Origin of the sequence: Paenarthrobacter sp. TE4293 (assembly GCF_050435325.1) — a bacterium.
In the GTDB taxonomy this organism is placed as follows: Bacteria; Actinomycetota; Actinomycetes; order Actinomycetales; family Micrococcaceae; genus Arthrobacter; species Arthrobacter nitroguajacolicus_C.
Genome location: NZ_JBNJRY010000010.1, coordinates 84,500 through 100,767, shown reverse-complemented (window position 1 = coordinate 100,767; position 16,268 = coordinate 84,500). Strand labels below are relative to the sequence as shown.

Here is a 16,268-nt window from a genome sequence, read left to right as displayed (position 1 = left end):
TCGGCGTATCAGCCGTTATCCGCCGACACGTCGATCCAGTAGCGGCGGATCTTCCGTCCATCCTCGGCAACCCTCAGGTCTTCGAGCACGCCTCGGCAACGCTCGATTGTCTTGGCGGACGCCACGTTCGCATCCTCGCAGGTCACCAGTACACGATTGGGGCTGCTGCTGGCGGCCAAGCGGGAACACATCTCATTGAGCGCCCAGGACGCTGCCCCGCGCCCCCGCTCAGATGGCCTAACGCCGTATCCAATGTGCCCGCCGGTGCTCAGGAGATACGGAGTCAGGGAGTGACGGAAGGCGATAGCCCCTACATACTTCGCTCCCTCCGTGATCCAAAGATAAGTGCACGGCACAATCCCGTCCTTCTCAGGGGCGCTTTCCGCATCCACCAACTGTTGAACCCAGTCCGCGAACCCCTCCGGGCTGGTGATATCCCCGGCCATGTGAACTCCGGCGCCGTCCTGATGGGCACCGTTCCATTCTCGATGGGATTCAATAAAGGACTCGTAGAACGACGTGCTTGGAGTAACAAGTGTGAACATGAGGACGAGCCTATGGCCTTCCAGCCCGAAGACCTTGTCACAACAGCACTGATCCTGCCCCAAACCGTGGAGCATTCAGGGCGAACTTCTTGTCAGGCCAATTTACGGCCTTGGACCGCTGCGTGCGTCTTCTTCAGGGCAGAGACGGACGCATCGTAGGAACGTTGGTGGACTCCCACAAAGAGGCAGTCCACCACCATCATTTGGGCGATGCGGCTGCCCATCGCGCCGGACCTGAAAGGCGTCTCGCGGGCCGCGGTGCACAGCACGATGTCGGCTGCCCGCCCCAAGGGAGAATCGGCATGGTTGGTGACGGCTATGGTGACGGCTCCTGCCGCCTTTCCCGCCGCGACGAAGTCGACCGTATCGACGGTGGTCCCCGAGTGTGAGATGGCGACGGCGACGCCGTCGCCATCCAAAAGTGCCGCGGAGGCCAAGGCGGCATGGGGGTCCTGCCAACTGAAGGACGTCAGGCCAATCCTGTGCAGTTTTTGCTGCAGGTCCTGGCCCACCAGACCGCCCGCACCGACGCCGAAGATGTCGGTCTTCCGCGAACCGGAGATCGCGGCCACCGCCTCGGCGAGTTTGTCGACGTCCAGCACCTGGGCCGTGTCGGCGATGGACATCGTTTCGTTGAAGGCGATCTTGGAAACAACGTCGTGCAGCGAGTCGGACATATTGATGTCCTCGTAAACCTCGGCGGGCACGTTGTGGGCCAGGCTCTCGCGGGCGGTCTCCCGGGCAAGGTCGAGGCGCAGGTCCGAATACCCCCTGTAGCCAACCTTCTTGTAGAACCGGACTACCGACGTCGTGGACGTTCCGCCTTGCTCGGCGAGGTCGCCGATGGACATCGTGGCCGCGCGGGCTGGATCCGCGAGGACCAGCTCGGCGATGGCGCGCTCGGACGGGCGCAGTGACGGCAGCTCGGACCGGATCCGCACCAGCACGGTCCGTGACATCTGCGCAGCCGGTGCCTCTTCCATGGTGTCCTCCTGTCGAACGAGGCCGCATATCGACCGGTCCATGTAAATATCTTACCTACAGCACAATGACCAGGTAAATGATTGACGCAACACTGGGAAGCGAATACGGTCGGTGTAAGGAAGATCACAAAAGTTGTCATGCCCACCGCTCACTTGGAAAGGCTCCCCATGACACTCAATCGCCGAAGACTCCTCCATGCGTCGGGACTGGCTGCTGCAGCCGCCGCCGTCGCGCCTCTCGCCCCAGGCGCCAGCGCCGCCACCTCGCAGGCAACCCGTCCGGGAAAGCCTGGAACCGTCGCCAATGGCGCCGATCTGGCCGCCGCCAACAACTGGAGCATCTTCGCCGGCCGCCGCGTGGGGGTCATCACCAACCCCACCGGAGTCCTGGCGAACTTCCGCTCGATCGTTGACGACATGGCGGACAAAGGCGTGGACGTTGCAGCCGTCTTCGGTCCCGAACACGGCTTCCGGGGCACCGCCCAGGACGGCGCCAGCGAAGGAACCTCCGTTGATCCGCGCACCGGCATCACGGTCTACGACTCCTACGGCGCCGAGGTTGCCGACTACGTGGGCTTCTACGAGAAGTCCGGGGTGGACACCATCTGTTTCGACATCCAGGACGTCGGGGCGCGGTTCTACACGTACATCTGGACCATGTGGGGTGCCATGCAGGCCGCCTCCCGGACTGGCGCCAAATTTGTGGTCCTGGACCGCCCGAACCCCATCGGCGGGCAGGCGCGCGGACCGGTCCTGCAGAGCGGATTCGAGTCCGGAGTGGGCCGGCTGGGTATCGCGCTCCAGCATGGAATGACCGTGGGCGAGCTCGCGAAGTACTTCAACGCCGTGCACTTGCCGGCTGCTGGACTTACGCCTCTCCAGGACCTCCAGGTAGTGGAAGCACAGGGGTGGCGCCGCGAGATGACGGGTCCGGACAGCCGGGCCTCCTGGATCATGCCGAGCCCCAACATGCCCACCCCGGAGACGGCCCTCCTGTATCCGGGCACGGCACTTTTCGAGGCCACCAACATGTCCGAGGGCCGCGGAACAACCAGGCCCTTCGAGCTGATCGGCGCCCCCTACGTGGACCACCGCTGGGCCGAGGCACTGAACCCCAAGGGCCTGGCCGGCGTCACGTTCCGCGAGGCCTACTTCCAGCCCACGCTCTCCAAGAACCAAGGCCTCATCTGCGGCGGCGTGCAGGTGCACATCACCGACCCGGCGCGGGTCGAGGCACTGGAAATCGGCACCCACATGCTGGTCGAAGCCAAGCGGCTGTACCCCGGATTCGACTGGCGCGGAGACGCCGGGCGCTGGATGGGACTGTTGAGCGGGTCGGCGCGCTTTGCCGAACAGCTCGACGCCGGCGCTGACGCCCGGACCATCATCGACAGCTGGCGCTCGGAACTGGGTCAGTTCGTCCGCGATACCCGCCAATACCTCCTCTACACCGGGCCACGTTAAACCCAACGAACAGATTGAAGGCACATGCTGAGAAAAGGAACCGCCCTGCTAACGGCCGCCACCACTGCACTGTTGATGACGACTGCGGGAACGGCAGTAGCCGCCGTACCCACCACTACTGCACGTACGACGACGGTCACGGCTTCACCGGATATCGAAGCGATGATTGCGGGCATGTCGCTGGACGAAAAGATCGGCCAGATGACCTGGACGCACGTGTACGGTTCATCGGCTGATGACACGTCCATGGCGGCAAGCAACCAGGCCCGTTACGGCGTGAATACGCCGGCTGAGGTGGTGGAAAAGTACAACCTCGGCGGTGTCCTCTACTTCGCGTGGTCGGGAAACACGGCCAATCCCCAGCAGGTGGCGGGCCTTTCCAACGGCTTGCAGCAAGCTGCGGTGGGAGCTGACGGAAAAGGCATCCCTCTGGCGGTCACCATCGACCAGGAAGGCGGCCTGGTAGCCCGCATCGGAGCCCCGGCCACGGTTCTGCCGGGCAACATGGCCCTTGGAGCGACCACGGATGCAGATCTGGCGAGGGCGCAAGGCGAAATCCTGGGCTCTGAGATGCGCGCCATGGGCATCAACGTCGACTTTGCACCGGTGCTGGACCTCAACTCCAACCCGGACAACCCCGTCATCGGTATCCGTTCCATGGGCGAGGACCCGGCGTTGGTCAGCAAACTGGGAGTCGCCCAGATCGACGGCATGCAGGCGCATGACGTCGGCGCGGCAGCCAAGCATTTCCCCGGCCACGGCGATACCTCCGTGGATTCGCACTATGGGCTGCCGACTGTCACCTACGACCGCGAGACCCTGAACCAGCACCTGAAGCCTTTCAAGGCCGCCATTGACGGCGGTGTGGACATGGTCATGACAGCACACATCATCGTTGAGGCCATTGATCCGGACATGCCGGGCACCCTGTCCCACAAAGTACTCACCGGGTTGCTCCGCGACGAGCTGGGATTCAAGGGCCTGGTCACCACGGACGCCTTGGACATGGCCGCGATGGCCGCCGAATGGCCCCAGGAAGAAATCGCTGTCAAAGCAATCCAGGCAGGCTCGGACATCCTCCTCAACTCCCCCGATGTGGATGCATCGTTCGCCGGGGTACGTGCCGCCGTCGAGTCCGGTGAGATCACCGAGAGCCGCCTTGATGAGTCCGTCCGGCGGATCCTCGAATGGAAGGTCAAGCGGGGAGTCTTCGAACAGCCCATGGCCGACCCCGCCAACGTGGACAAGATCGTTGGCACGGCAGGGAACCTGGCCACGGCCAACCTGATCTCCGACCGTGCCGTGACCCTGCTGCGCAACCAGGACCGGGTCTTGCCCTTGGCCGCCGGCAGTTCGGTGCTGATGGTGGGAGCCGGTTCGGGATGGCCGGAAACCGCGGGTCCCCTGCTGAAAGAGCAAGGCTTCACGGTCACTGCAGACTACGAAAGCGGGAGCTCGCCCTCCGCCGCCTACCGGGCACGTGCGGTGGCCGCGGCTGACGACGTCGACGCGGTGGTCTTTACCTCGTACAACGCCACCGCCAATGCAGCGCAACAACAGATGGTGGCAGCACTGGCTGCGACGGGAACACCCGTGATTGTCATCGCCACACGCAATCCCTACGACATCAGCGTCTTCCCCGGCGCCGACGCCGTGCTCAACAGCTACGGGATCAACAGGGTCAATTTCCACGGTGCTGTTCGTGCCATCTCCGGCGCGGTCAACCCCGGCGGCAAACTGCCGGTCAACATCCCCGAAGCAGACGGCGATGGCGTACTCCTGGCCTTGGGCTTCGGCCTCCACTACGACACCGCGACGCCGGCAGCTGTCACCTTCACGGACAGGCCGGGCAAGGGTCAGGACGCGTACACCATCCCTGCCGTCGCAGGCGTGGTGTATCTGGTTGATTGCAGGGAGGTCGCGGCCGGGACGTACAGGAAGCCTGAGGGCACAGTGACCGTCACCGCCGCACCCGGCAGGGGTTTCGTCTTCACCGAGGGCGCCGTCACGCAATGGAGCCACACGTTCACCACCGGGCTTCCCAAACCCTAGGAGCTACACCACCGACGAGTTCATCAGTGCAACCGTGATGAGCAGGGCGACCCCGAACATCGGCAGGCAAAGGACGATGTTGGTCAGGCGGTTGTCCCTCATCACGGCCACGAACTCCCGGAGAAAGGCACTCGGCACGAAGTACCTGGCTGTCGGGGCACCCACCACTTCGGCGTTGATCTTTTGGCGCCGGGACAGCAAAGCTGCACGCAGGACGTGGTAGTTGTTGGTGCAAACCAGCAAGGGTCCCGGGATTCCCTTGTCAGCGAGCAACGCCACGGAATACGCGAGGTTCTCCCGGGTGGTGGTGGCCTGGTTTTCCTCCAGCACATCCTGCGCCGAAGCGCCTTTGGCCACCAAGTACTCCTTCATTGCCGTGGACTCGGGCCGGGGTTCATCCGGGCCTTGGCCCCCTGAAGGTACCAGGACAGGCCTGGCTGCCGCGCCGCCGTCGTAAATTTCCAAAGCCTTGTTCAGGCGTGCCGCGAGCAACGGCGGGACCTGGCCGTCGATCAAACCGGAGCCCAGGACAATGACCGCAGCCGGGTTCTGGCTGAACCGCATCCTGGAATACACCAAGGCATACCCGAGGAACACCACGAAAGCGCAGCCCAGATAGGCGCAGAGGAAAAACGCCAACGCGGCGAGGCCCGCCAGGAGAGGCTGCCCGCTCAGCACGAAAAGGAACGCGACAACCGGAGCGAGGAACACGGCCAACCCCACCGCTATGGGCAGGAAACTGCTGACGCCCCGGCCCTCCCTGCGGACCATCGTGACACCGTTGGCAATGAGGAAGCCGGCGAAGACGAAAATGCTTATCACCGGAACCACCACGACCACGAGGTTCAACCATTCGAACCACGGGTTCAGGTCGATCAGGAAGTCAAGGACGGCCTGGAGCAGGAACCACGCCGCCACCAGCAGGAGCACACCGTTGCGGAGCCTTCGCCGGTCCGATTGGTACGAGGCGAGGAAGAGCCCCGCGAAGAGAAGTCCAAGGACCAGGTTCAGCATGGTCCAAGCCTATGCGGTGCCGCTACGGCGCGGGGGGTGCCTTGTACGACTCGCGCAGGAGGCCGTCGCCCAGCCATCGGCCGTCACCTTGGCGCGCAACCGTGAGCTACTTGCCCCCAGCAATCTGCTGGGCGAAGTCGGTGAGAGCGCCAGCTACCGCATCCGGATGGCTCAGCGTGGCGTAGTGTCCCCCCGGAATCTCCACCGGCTCGATTCCAAGCCGTTCACGTACTTGGCGTCTCATGAATGACGGCGGAAAGAACTGGTCGTCGCGGCACAGAATTGCCAGCGTGGGCACGTCCGGATGCCGGCCCGGCCAAGGGCCGGACATCCAGGCCCCCTGCTGGTCGCGTTCCCTGTCCGTGGCCTGTTGGGCCAAGTCTTCAGGGACGAGGTTGAAATATGGCTCCTCGGGTATGGTTTCGCTGTCATGGCCGGTGTTGGTCCACCACTCTCCGAAGGTCTCGCCCGGCATCGGAATCATCGCCGAGAGATACACCAGGCCGTCGGAGTGGAGTTCGTCGCACACCAAGGGTGCCGTGAAGCCACCCAGCGAGTGGCCCACCACGATGGTGTGTGGGGCATCCGCGACCTTGGTTGTTGCAGCGGCGACGTAGTCCTCAAGCATCGCGTCTTTGTCCTCGATGGGCAGGTCGACCGCAATGACCCCATGGCCCGCCGCTTCGAGGATGGGCTTGACCACATGCCAGTCCCACGACGTGGAACCGCCACCGTGAATGAGTACGAAAACCGCCATCATGCCCCTGCTTCAACTCACGCCGTGTGTGCTGTCACCAGCGCATCAGGCGTCCTTTGAACGGCACCCGCGGCTGTTTCCACCGGGAGTCCGTTCCGGATCCAATACTCGATGCCGCCGATCATTTCCTTCACGGAATACCCGAGTTCGGCGAAGGCGAGTGCTGCGAACGTGCTGCCGTTGCAGCCCGGTCCCCAGGAGTACACCACCACGCTGGAACCAGCGGCGATCAGCTCAGGGGCACGGTCCGGTATCTGGGCCGTTGGGATATGTACCGCTTCCGGAATATGTCCGTGATCCCATGATGATTGCCGGCGGGTGTCCACAACAACCAACGAGCCCGGCTCCGACTCAGCCACTTCCATGACGTCGATCTCGCACTCCAGCTTGGCGCGGAAATACTCAGATGCGCTAAGGCTCATGCGAGTTTCGCCAGCTTCGCAGACGCCCGACGTGAGCCCAGCTTGGCGGAGATACGAAGGCTCGTCTCCGCAGCCATTGGCCCGACCTCGCGGACGCGCTTGGCGGTCATGCGGGACGACAGTGAAGACACGGACAGGGCTGCCACCACGTGATCGTCATGCCCGAAGATCGGCGCAGCCACGCAGCGCACTTCCGGTTCATTCTCCCGATCGTCAATGGAGTATCCCCGCCGCCGAATGGCTTCAAAATCAGCACGAAGCAGGGCCGGATCCGTCATGGTTTTCTCAGTAAGCGGATGAAGCTCGGCGGCAAGGATCGGCCCCACCACTTCCTCCGGACTAAACGCGAGCATCGCCTTGCCTACAGCTGTGCAGTACGCCGGCATCGTAGCTCCGACCCGTGAAGCCATCCGAACCGTTGCCTCGTCCTCCACCTTGTCCAGGTAAACCACGTCGTGCCCGGAAAGCACCACCAGATGGCAGGTGCTTTCCGTGGCACGCATCAAGCTCCGGAGTTCGCCGTTGGCAACGCTCCGCAGGTCGACGCGGTCCAGATAGGACTGGCCCAGTCGAAGACAGCCGTGCCCCAGACGGAACTTGCCCGTCTCGTGATCACGTTCCAGCAGGTTTTCTTCAAGCAATGGCGCGGCGAGACGCAACAACGTGCTTTTGTTCAACCCGGAAAGCCGGGCGAGCTCCACCAGCGCGAGCCCATCCCCGTTGCCGGGCTCCTCCGCCACTACGGTCAGCAAAGCCAGCGCTTTGCGGAGTGATGCCGAAGAGTTCCGGGCATCCTTGCCTTCAATAGTCACTCAGTTCCTTACAAGCTGCTCGGCGTCGTAATCGCGCTTCCAACCCTCAACACCCGGCCGCTGCTGCCACGGCGTCGGGCCGGACAACGGCCGGTATTCCACCCCCATGGCCTCGAGCCGCGCCAGATGTGCGCCTGTGAGTCGGGTGAGGAACTCATCGTAGTCCCGGCCCCCGGGGTTGGACCAGAACACTTCGGCAATGGCGCTGAGCCGCGGGAACGCCGCAAACTGCACGCGGCGCGGTGAATCCAGGTGCTCGGTCCAGATGTTGGCTTGGGCTCCCAAAAGACGGCCCGGGAAGTCCGTATCCCCAAGGCCCGGCAACGGATCGAACTCATAGACAGCCTGCAGCGTGGTCACGAAACCCACGGGTATGGGCTCGTCATCGCCGTCAGCCTGGCGATGGTCCAGGTAGAGCTTGTGCTCGGGGCACATCACCACGTCGTAGCCGCTGCGGAGCGCGTCGATGCCGCCCTCGTAGCCACGCCAGGACGCTACGAGCGCGCCATCCGGCAGGCCGCCGTCGCCGATTTCATCCCACACGGACGTGGCACGCCCGTGGCCCTCCAGATGCAGGGCCAACTGTCCCACGAACCAGCTGTGCAAGCCGGAAACGTCGGCCAGGCCAAGCTCGGCGGCCTTGGCCTGCGCCTCCGCGCTGGCCTGCCATTGGGTCAACGGAACTTCGTCGCCGCCAAGGCTAATCCACGGGGAGGGGAAGATCTCCACCACTTCGTCCAGGACGTTCCGGTAGAACTCGAGGGAAGTGTCGGAGACTTCCAGGACGGTTTCGTTGATTCCCCAGCGCGTCCAGACCTCCACAGGCGCTGAACCCTCGGCCGGGCCCGCTCCGAGCTCCGGATACGCCGCGATCGCAGCCTGGCTGTGTCCCGGAACGTCGATCTCCGGGATGACCGTGATGTGCCGGTCGGCGGCGAAAGCGACGATCTCGCGGAGGTCGTCCTGCGTGTAGAAACCGCCGTGCGGGCGGGCGTCGAATACGCCTGCACGCCAGGAGCCCAGCGACGATTCACGGCGCCACGCACCGGTTTCGGTCAGCTTGGGATAGCGGTTGATCTGGATGCGCCAGCCTTGGTCGTCCGTGAGGTGAAGGTGCAGGACGTTCAACTTGTGAGCAGCCATCACCTCGATGAACCGCAGCAGGTTGTCCTTGGGCATGAAGTGCCGCGCGACATCCAGCATGGTTCCGCGGTAGCCGAACCGCGGCTTGTCCTCCACAGAAACGCGCGGCACAAGCCAGGTGGAAACGGCGGCAACGGGAGCCTGCCGCAGCGCAGCCGTTCCCATCAACTGCAAGAGCGTCTGCGCACCGTAGAAGGCGCCGGCAGGACCGCCCGCGGAAATCACGACGGCGTCACCCACCTCCAGGTGGTACGCCTCGGCATCGAGCGCGGGGTCAAGCAGCAGACGGATGCCCGCCTCGCCCACCGGCGCGTGCATGAGGTCCCACCCGGTGGCGGCCCCCAAAGCCCGGGCCAACCAACGGCGAGTACCGGCGAACGCGGGGTCGGCACCCAAAGTGGTACCGGCGTCGAGCTCCAACCCGCCTGTCCCCGCGGAGAAGGACCACGGTGCCGGGACCAACTGGTGGAGCGCGCTCATCCCTTCACCGCCCCGGCCAGCCCGGACACGAGCTTGCGCTGGACCGATACGAAGAAGATCAGCACAGGAATGGTCATGATGACCGAGCCGGCCATGATGGCTCCCCAATCGTTTTGGTCGGGCTTGAAGAACGTCAGCAGTGCCATGGGCAGCGTCTGGTTCTCCTGCGCGGAAATGATGAAGGTCTTGGCGAAGAGGAAGTCGTTCCACGTGGAAATGAACGAGAACACCGAACATGCCACCACACCCGGTGCCACCAGGGGGAACAGGATGGAGCGGACAAACCGGAAGCTGCCGGCGCCGTCCAAGCGGGCCGCCTCTTCAACTTCCAGCGGAACAGCGGCCACGAAACCGCGCAGCATCCAGATGGCGAACGGAATGCTGAAACCGACGTGGACCAGCACCAGCGAACCCAGTTGGTTCAGGCCAACCAACGGGATGGCCTCGCCGGCGTTGCGCAGCAGGAAGAACAGCGGAATCGTCAGGGCTTCAACAGGCACCATCTGGGACACCAGGATGATGATCAGCAGCTTGGTGCGCATCTTGAAGTTGTAGCGGGTCAACGCCACGGCCGCGAGGAACGCCAGGATGGTGGACAGAACCACCACCACCAGGGCCACGATCACGCTGTTCAGGAAGTACTGGCCAAAATTGTTCACACCAAGGACGCGCCCGAACGAGTCCAGCGACGGTTCCAGCGTGTACGGCGCCGCATCACCGGCGTCGAGCGCTGTCTTGGGCTTCAGCGCGGACAGCACCATCCAGAACAGCGGAAACGCAACGATCAGTGCGATGACAATCGCGGCAGCGTCGGCGCCGAAACGGCGCTTGCCCTGCTTGCGCAGCTTCTGCGGGGCGTCAGCTGTGGTGGTGCGGCGCGGGACTGATGAAACGTCGACGGCGGTCATAGGGCTTCGCCTGTTCTCTTGAGGATCCGGAGGTAGACCAGCGTGATGACCATGAGCAGGGCGGTCATGATCACGCCTAGGGCCGATCCAAGCCCGTAAAGGCTGGCGGCGAACGCTTGCTGGTATCCGTAGACATTCAGCACGAGGTTCTGGCCCGCGATCCCGCCACCGTTGGTCATGATGTAGATCTGCGAGAAGATCTTGAAGTTCCAAATGATCGACTGGATGGTCACCACGATCACGATCGGCCGCAACATCGGGAGCATGATGCTGCGGGCAATGCGGGGCATGGACGCGCCATCGATCCTGGCAGCCTCAATGACCTCCGTGGGGATGGCCTGGATGCCTGCGTAGACCGTCACCAACACGAACGGGAACGAGCACCACACCACTTCACTGGCGACGAGTCCGAAAGCCGACCACTTGTCGTAGGTCCAGGAGTAGCCCTGGAACTGCGTCAGCCCGATGGCCACCAGGGTCTTGTTGACCAAGCCCAACGTCGGCTCGAACAGGAACAGCCAAACAGCACTGCCCGTCACAGCAGGGGTAGCCCACGCACCGAGCGACACCACGAACAGCAGCGAGCGGACCCACGGGCGCAGCCTGGTGGCGAGCACTGCAAGCGAGCTACCCACCAGCAACGTGAAGACCACGCAAGCGGTAGCGAAGACCACCGTGTTGCCCAGGACGGTCCAGAACTGCGGATCGGCGAAGAGCTTCTGGTAGTTCTCCAACCCCACAAAGTTCAGGGGCGCCTTGCCGCTGACCTGCGCCTGCCGGTAGTCGTACAGCGAAACGTTGATCAACTGGAAGATCGGGTAGCCGAGCAGTGCAATCAGGACGATGAAGGCCGGGGCAAGGTAGAGCCAGGGCTCCAGTCCGCGCTTTCCGTTGGCGAAACGCTGGGACTTGCGTGCCGCCGTCGTCGGACCTTTGCCTGGTGCGCCTTGGGGCGCATCAGGGCGAACCGGCGTGAGCGCTGTCATGATGCGCCCTCGGTTGGTGATGGGGTGCAGCTTGGTGATGACGTGCGGCGCATTACTTGGACCCGAAAGCCGTGTTCATGGCGGTTGCGGCCTCGGTGGTCGCCGTGTCGACGTCAGCCTTGCCCGTAACCACCTTCTGGTACATGCCCGTGAAGACACCTTGTGCGTCGATGGTGGACCAGTTTTCGGTGACCGGGACGAACTTGGTTCCGGCGCCGAGCGTGTTGATGAAGGGTTCGACCTGCTTGTTGTTCTCCGCCACGGACCTCTGCACATCGCTGAATGTAGGGAGGTTGCCCATGGAGTCGAACATCTTCTGCTGGTACTTCTTGCTGGCCAGCAACTTCACGAACTCGGCGGCAAGCGTACGGCGTTCGCTGCTGTTGAAGACCCCGAGGTTGTTTCCGCCTGCGAAGGCCGGTGCGATGGATCCGGCGGTCTTGCCGGGAACGGGAACCACAGCGAACTTGTCCTTGATGGCGCTGGCGGCAACAGCCTTGTAGTTGAAGTCGCCGCCGATGGTCATAGCCGACTTACCGGCGATGAACTGCTGGACGCTGGCGTTGCCACCGAACTCGGCGCAGGTCTGGGCCGGGCAGATGTCGTCCTTGAGGAGGCGCGTGTACGCGGCGACGCCCTCGCGGGACTCAGCGGAGTCAAGACCCGAAACGAACGTGTCGCCTTCCTTCGTGGCGATTTCCCCGCCGTTGGCCCAGAGGTAGGGCATGGCGGAGAACTGTGCTGCGCCACCGACGGAGATACCCAGCAGGTCCGGGTTTGCTGCGCGGACAGCCCGGGCCACGGTTTCAACCTCATCCAAGGTCTTGGGAACCTGAAGGCCCAACTGCTGCAGGAGATCCGTTCGGTAGTAGAGCGCGCGAACGCCAACGAACCACGGCACACCGTAGTTCTTCCCGTCGATCTCGGTGGTGTCCAGGATCTTTTCATCGAGGTCCTTGGCCTCGTCCCAGGACTTAATGTCCTCGGTCACGTCCGCCAGACCACCGGATGCGACGTAGCTGGCGAGGTCCGTGTTGCCGAACTCAGCCACGTCCGGGGCGCTGGACGGATCGTTGAAGGCAGCCTTGAAGCGCTCGGCGCGGCTGTCCACGGGAATGTACTGGACATCGATCTTGGCACCACTGTGTGCCGCTTCGAATTCAGTGACTGCTTCCTTGACCACTGCGGACTTGGGATCCTGGTTGACCTCGGAGAAGAGCCAGACGCGGACGGTGCCGGTCTGCTCATCCGAGCTGGAGGCTGCGTTGTTTGAGGTGGGCGGAGCGCAGGCGGTCAATGCGAGCGCTGCGATGGCGATGGCCGCTGCGGAGCGTGCGAGTTTCAAGTGTCCTCCATGGAGAAAGTTGGGTTCCGCGGGACTTCCCCCTCCGCGGCTATGAAACCAAACACTATGAATGGGCAGGTGTGGGCGGAAGCACATTTCCCAAAAGGTTTGCAGTGCAAAACAAGAATCCAGTTTTTGGGCATTTTGGTCTATACCAAGGGGGTTAATCCCGCGCGTGGTCGGGCGTGTTTTCGGGTGACTGCTGCAGCCACCCCCCGCCGCCCGCCATCCTCTTGGGACCCTCATGGCCCGCCCCGCGGCACCATATCCTCCAGTGGTATGTAACTAATACCCCCCAGGGGTACTTGACTGATACCCCCTTGGGGTATAAGTTCACCTCATGAGCACACCGGATCTGAGCATGGGCCATCCAGACGCACCCATTATCGAGGTGGACCTAGAGCACGCCGCACCTCACGGCTACACCGCCAACAAGGACGCGTACCTCAAACGGTTGAAACGCATTGAAGGCCAGGTCCGTGGGATCGCCCGCATGGTCGAGGACGATAAGTACTGCATCGACATCCTCACGCAGGTTGCCGCGGCCACCAAGGCCCTCCACGCCGTGAGCCTTGGGCTTGTTGAGGAGCACATCGGCCACTGCGTCGTTGGCGCTGCCGCCGAGCCCGATCCCGAAGCCCGCGCCGAGCAGATCGATGCCAAAGTGAAGGAGGCAACCGATGCCATCGGGCGCCTGCTGCGGTAACACCACCTCAAACCACCACACCATCCAACTCAGCACCAAGGAGCACGCCATGAGCCAGACCATCCAGACCAACGTGAACGTTTCCGGCATGACCTGCGGCCACTGTGTGTCCAGCGTGAGCGAAGAACTTGAAGCACTCAGCGGTGTTGAGGGCGTAGCTGTAGACCTCAACCCGGGTGGCCTGACCACCGTAACGATCACGTCAACCAAGGAGCTCTCGCCCTCAGAAATTGGCGAAGCCGTGGCAGAAGCCGGCTACTTGGTGGTAGCCAACGAAGCTTAGGAGTCCTCTTGAGTAACCAGGAGACTTTCAACAAACCCGCACAGAGGGTCATCGAACTGGACATCGAGGGCATGACCTGCGCCTCGTGCGTCAATCGAGTGGAACGAAAACTGGGCAAGCTCGACGGCGTCGAGGCAAGCGTCAACCTGCCCCTCGAATCAGCCCACGTCACGGTCCCTGCGACCATGACGGACCAACAAATCGTGGACACGGTCAATGCCACTGGCTACAAAGCCACCGTCCGGCAAGCCCCAGCGCCGCACACCCGCGAACACGGCCTCCATGAGCACCACCACGGCAACGAGGCTCCGGAAGCAGAGCATGATGCCGGGCACGAAAATCACATGGATCACGGCCCCTCCGCCTCGACGCTCCGCCCACGCCTGATTGCCGCAGCGCTGTTGACCGTGCCGGTGTTCGCCATCTCGATGATCCCGGCCCTGCAGTTTGCCAACTGGGGCTGGGTCGTCGGCGCCTTGGCGCTGCCGGTGGTGAGCTGGGCCGCCTGGCCCTTCCATCGGGCCGCCGCCATCAACGCACGGCACTTCGCTTCGACCATGGACACGCTCGTCTCCATCGGTGTCATCGCCGCCTACCTCTACTCTGCGTGGCAGCTGTTCGCGGATCCCCGAATGACCGAACACCCGGGCATGGAAAGCATGTCCGGCGCCGGGCTGTACTTCGAGGTCGCCGCCATAGTCACCACGTTCCTGCTGCTCGGCCGCTACCTTGAAGCGAACGCCAAAGCAAAGGCCGGCAACGCCCTCAAGGCCCTGCTGAACCTTGGCGCCAAGGAGGCCACAATCCTCGTGGACGGCATGGAGCGAAAGATTCCGGCCGAACAACTCCTGGTGGACGACGTCATTGTGGTTCGCCCCGGTGAGAAAATCGCCACCGATGGCGTGGTCACCGACGGCGCATCCGCCGTCGACGCTTCCCTGGTGACGGGTGAATCGGTGCCGGTCGAAGTCAGACCGGGCAGCCTGGTAACGGGCGCGACGATCAACACATCGGGCCGCCTGCTGGTGCGGGCAACCCGCGTTGGTTCGGACACGACGCTCGCCCAGATGGGCCGCCTGGTCAGCCAGGCCCAGACCGGCAAGGCTCCCATCGCCCGACTCGCGGACAGGATCAGTTCGGTCTTCGTCCCCATTGTCCTGGTCATCGCCCTGGTCACCTTCCTGCTGTGGTTGTTCTTCTCGGGCGATCTCAATGCCGCCTTCACGGCCGCCGTCGCTGTCCTCGTGATCGCGTGCCCCTGTGCCTTGGGCCTGGCCACTCCTGTTGGCCTGCTGACCGGAACCGGTCGTGGCGCCCAGTTGGGCATCCTCATCAAGGGCCCCCAGGTTCTCGAGGACACCCGGCACGTGGACACCATCCTGCTGGACAAGACGGGCACCGTTACCAGCGGCAAGCTCGCCGTTGACCACACCGTTGCCCTGAATGGTCACTCCGCCGCCACCGTCCTGACCTTGGCGGGTGCGGTTGAGTCAGCCTCCGAACACCCGATCGCCCATGCAATTGCTGCCGCCGCGCAGGACGCAATGCACGACGCCGGCAGCCTGCCTCGCGTTGACGGTTTCAGTTCCGCTCCGGGCGGCGGCGTCCGGGGAACGGTTGCACTGGATGGTGCGGCGAAGAGTGTGGTCGTAGGGCGATCCGGCTGGCTCGAGCAGAACGGCATCACCCTTGAGCCGAGCCATCGGGATGCCCTGGCCACAGAGGAAAACCGCGGTGCCACAGCGATCTGGGTTGCAGTCGACGGCCAGCCAGCCGGGATTGTCAGCCTGAGCGACACCATTAAGCCCGGCTCGGCAGCGGCTATCCAAAAGTTGAAGGACCTGGGCATTCGCCCCATCCTCTTGACCGGGGACAACGCCGCCGTGGCCGCCCACGTGGCTGCCGCCGTCGGGATCCCACCGGAGGACGTGTTCGCCGGTGTACTGCCGGAGGGCAAAGTCGAGGCGGTCCGGAAGCTGCAGGCCTCCGGGGCTACGGTGGCCATGGCCGGTGATGGCGTCAATGACGCGGCGGCCTTGGCGCAATCGGACCTCGGCATCGCGATGGGATCGGGCACGGATGTTGCCATCGAGGCCTCGGATCTCACGGTGATGGGCAGCGACCTGGGTCAATTGGTGCAGGCAATCCAGCTATCCCGCAAGACCCTTTCGACCATCAAGACAAACCTGTTCTGGGCGTTCTTCTACAACGCGATCGGCATCCCGGTGGCAGCACTCGGATTCCTGAACCCGATGATCGCCGGCGCGGCAATGGCAGCGAGCTCGGTACTGGTAGTAGCGAACTCGCTGAGGCTCCGCTCTTTCGGGAAGTAAGCCCCACTGACTGGCAGTTGTGGTTGCTCCGAGCA

At 63.5% G+C, this 16,268-nt stretch carries 15 protein-coding genes; 5 read left to right on the top strand and 10 right to left on the bottom strand.

Annotated elements, in window-relative coordinates; all coding sequences use genetic code 11:
• Positions 1 to 8: 8 nt before the first annotated feature.
• Positions 9 to 545 carry a GNAT family N-acetyltransferase gene (locus QF015_RS18855; protein WP_429390414.1) on the bottom strand — a complete coding sequence of 179 codons (537 nt, stop codon included), beginning with the start codon at positions 543 to 545 and terminating at the stop codon, positions 9 to 11.
• Positions 546 to 637: 92 nt separating this feature from the next.
• Positions 638 to 1,528 (bottom strand): MurR/RpiR family transcriptional regulator, encoded by an 891-nt coding sequence (locus QF015_RS18850; protein ID WP_429390413.1) that lies wholly within the window; start codon positions 1,526 to 1,528, stop codon positions 638 to 640.
• 168 nt (positions 1,529 to 1,696) lie between these two features.
• Between QF015_RS18850 and QF015_RS18845 the strand changes: the two genes are divergently transcribed.
• Positions 1,697 to 2,992 carry an exo-beta-N-acetylmuramidase NamZ family protein gene (locus tag QF015_RS18845; protein WP_429390412.1) on the top strand — a complete coding sequence of 432 codons (1,296 nt, stop codon included), beginning with the start codon at positions 1,697 to 1,699 and terminating at the stop codon, positions 2,990 to 2,992.
• 24 nt (positions 2,993 to 3,016) lie between these two features.
• A complete protein-coding gene (locus tag QF015_RS18840) occupies positions 3,017 to 5,044 on the top strand; it encodes a glycoside hydrolase family 3 N-terminal domain-containing protein (protein WP_429390411.1) in 2,028 nt (675 codons plus the stop codon).
• Between the two features lie 3 nt (positions 5,045 to 5,047).
• Here the strand turns inward: QF015_RS18840 and QF015_RS18835 are convergent, their stop codons facing one another.
• The 8 genes from QF015_RS18835 to QF015_RS18800 all read right to left on the bottom strand — a co-directional run bounded on the left by QF015_RS18835 (position 5,048) and on the right by QF015_RS18800 (position 12,911).
• Positions 5,048 to 6,058 carry a YdcF family protein gene (locus QF015_RS18835; RefSeq protein ID WP_429390410.1) on the bottom strand — a complete coding sequence of 337 codons (1,011 nt, stop codon included), beginning with the start codon at positions 6,056 to 6,058 and terminating at the stop codon, positions 5,048 to 5,050.
• 106 nt (positions 6,059 to 6,164) lie between these two features.
• On the bottom strand, positions 6,165 to 6,818 hold the full coding sequence (locus QF015_RS18830) for an alpha/beta fold hydrolase (RefSeq protein WP_429390409.1): 654 nt from the start codon (positions 6,816 to 6,818) through the stop codon (positions 6,165 to 6,167).
• A 14-nt stretch (positions 6,819 to 6,832) separates the two neighbouring features.
• Positions 6,833 to 7,237: a rhodanese-like domain-containing protein gene (locus QF015_RS18825; protein WP_429390408.1), complete on the bottom strand. Its 405-nt coding sequence runs from the start codon at positions 7,235 to 7,237 to the stop codon at positions 6,833 to 6,835.
• Positions 7,234 to 8,049 (bottom strand): IclR family transcriptional regulator, encoded by an 816-nt coding sequence (locus tag QF015_RS18820; RefSeq protein ID WP_310207932.1) that lies wholly within the window; start codon positions 8,047 to 8,049, stop codon positions 7,234 to 7,236. The genes QF015_RS18825 and QF015_RS18820 overlap by 4 nt, the downstream gene beginning before the upstream one ends.
• Positions 8,050 to 9,672 carry a beta-N-acetylhexosaminidase gene (locus QF015_RS18815; protein WP_429390407.1) on the bottom strand — a complete coding sequence of 541 codons (1,623 nt, stop codon included), beginning with the start codon at positions 9,670 to 9,672 and terminating at the stop codon, positions 8,050 to 8,052.
• A complete protein-coding gene (locus QF015_RS18810) occupies positions 9,669 to 10,580 on the bottom strand; it encodes a carbohydrate ABC transporter permease (RefSeq protein WP_429390406.1) in 912 nt (303 codons plus the stop codon). Before QF015_RS18810 ends, QF015_RS18815 begins: the two co-directional genes overlap by 4 nt.
• Positions 10,577 to 11,566, bottom strand: a complete 990-nt coding sequence (locus QF015_RS18805) for a carbohydrate ABC transporter permease (RefSeq protein WP_310207940.1) — start codon at positions 11,564 to 11,566, stop codon at positions 10,577 to 10,579. The genes QF015_RS18810 and QF015_RS18805 overlap by 4 nt, the downstream gene beginning before the upstream one ends.
• Positions 11,567 to 11,618: 52 nt before the next feature.
• Complete coding sequence (locus tag QF015_RS18800; protein ID WP_429390405.1) at positions 11,619 to 12,911, bottom strand: extracellular solute-binding protein; 1,293 nt, start codon at positions 12,909 to 12,911, stop codon at positions 11,619 to 11,621.
• 340 nt (positions 12,912 to 13,251) lie between these two features.
• Here QF015_RS18800 and QF015_RS18795 point away from each other — a divergent pair, with 340 nt between their 5' ends.
• From QF015_RS18795 to QF015_RS18785, 3 genes are read left to right on the top strand one after another with little or no spacing between them, the layout of a single operon-like run.
• Positions 13,252 to 13,617 carry a metal-sensitive transcriptional regulator gene (locus QF015_RS18795; RefSeq protein WP_429390404.1) on the top strand — a complete coding sequence of 122 codons (366 nt, stop codon included), beginning with the start codon at positions 13,252 to 13,254 and terminating at the stop codon, positions 13,615 to 13,617.
• Between the two features lie 49 nt (positions 13,618 to 13,666).
• A complete protein-coding gene (locus QF015_RS18790; protein WP_310207948.1) occupies positions 13,667 to 13,900 on the top strand; it encodes a heavy-metal-associated domain-containing protein in 234 nt (77 codons plus the stop codon).
• Between the two features lie 8 nt (positions 13,901 to 13,908).
• Entirely contained in the window at positions 13,909 to 16,233 is a 2,325-nt protein-coding gene (locus QF015_RS18785) for a heavy metal translocating P-type ATPase (RefSeq protein WP_429390403.1), read from the top strand.
• Positions 16,234 to 16,268 lie beyond the last annotated feature (35 nt).

Bases quoted from the DNA above. Each gene is read 5' to 3' on its own strand.
- QF015_RS18850 (WP_429390413.1), bottom strand. From the start codon at position 1,528: ATGGAAGAGGCACCGGCTGCGCAGATGTCACGGACCGTGCTGGTGCGG.
- QF015_RS18810 (WP_429390406.1), bottom strand. From the start codon at position 10,580: ATGACCGCCGTCGACGTTTCATCAGTCCCGCGCCGCACCACCACAGCT.
- QF015_RS18815 (WP_429390407.1), bottom strand. From the start codon at position 9,672: ATGAGCGCGCTCCACCAGTTGGTCCCGGCACCGTGGTCCTTCTCCGCG.
- QF015_RS18835 (WP_429390410.1), bottom strand. From the start codon at position 6,058: ATGCTGAACCTGGTCCTTGGACTTCTCTTCGCGGGGCTCTTCCTCGCC.
- QF015_RS18790 (WP_310207948.1), top strand. From the start codon at position 13,667: ATGAGCCAGACCATCCAGACCAACGTGAACGTTTCCGGCATGACCTGC.
- QF015_RS18855 (WP_429390414.1), bottom strand. From the start codon at position 545: ATGTTCACACTTGTTACTCCAAGCACGTCGTTCTACGAGTCCTTTATT.
- QF015_RS18840 (WP_429390411.1), top strand. From the start codon at position 3,017: ATGCTGAGAAAAGGAACCGCCCTGCTAACGGCCGCCACCACTGCACTG.
- QF015_RS18845 (WP_429390412.1), top strand. From the start codon at position 1,697: ATGACACTCAATCGCCGAAGACTCCTCCATGCGTCGGGACTGGCTGCT.
- QF015_RS18825 (WP_429390408.1), bottom strand. From the start codon at position 7,237: ATGAGCCTTAGCGCATCTGAGTATTTCCGCGCCAAGCTGGAGTGCGAG.
- QF015_RS18805 (WP_310207940.1), bottom strand. From the start codon at position 11,566: ATGACAGCGCTCACGCCGGTTCGCCCTGATGCGCCCCAAGGCGCACCA.
- QF015_RS18830 (WP_429390409.1), bottom strand. From the start codon at position 6,818: ATGATGGCGGTTTTCGTACTCATTCACGGTGGCGGTTCCACGTCGTGG.
- QF015_RS18795 (WP_429390404.1), top strand. From the start codon at position 13,252: ATGAGCACACCGGATCTGAGCATGGGCCATCCAGACGCACCCATTATC.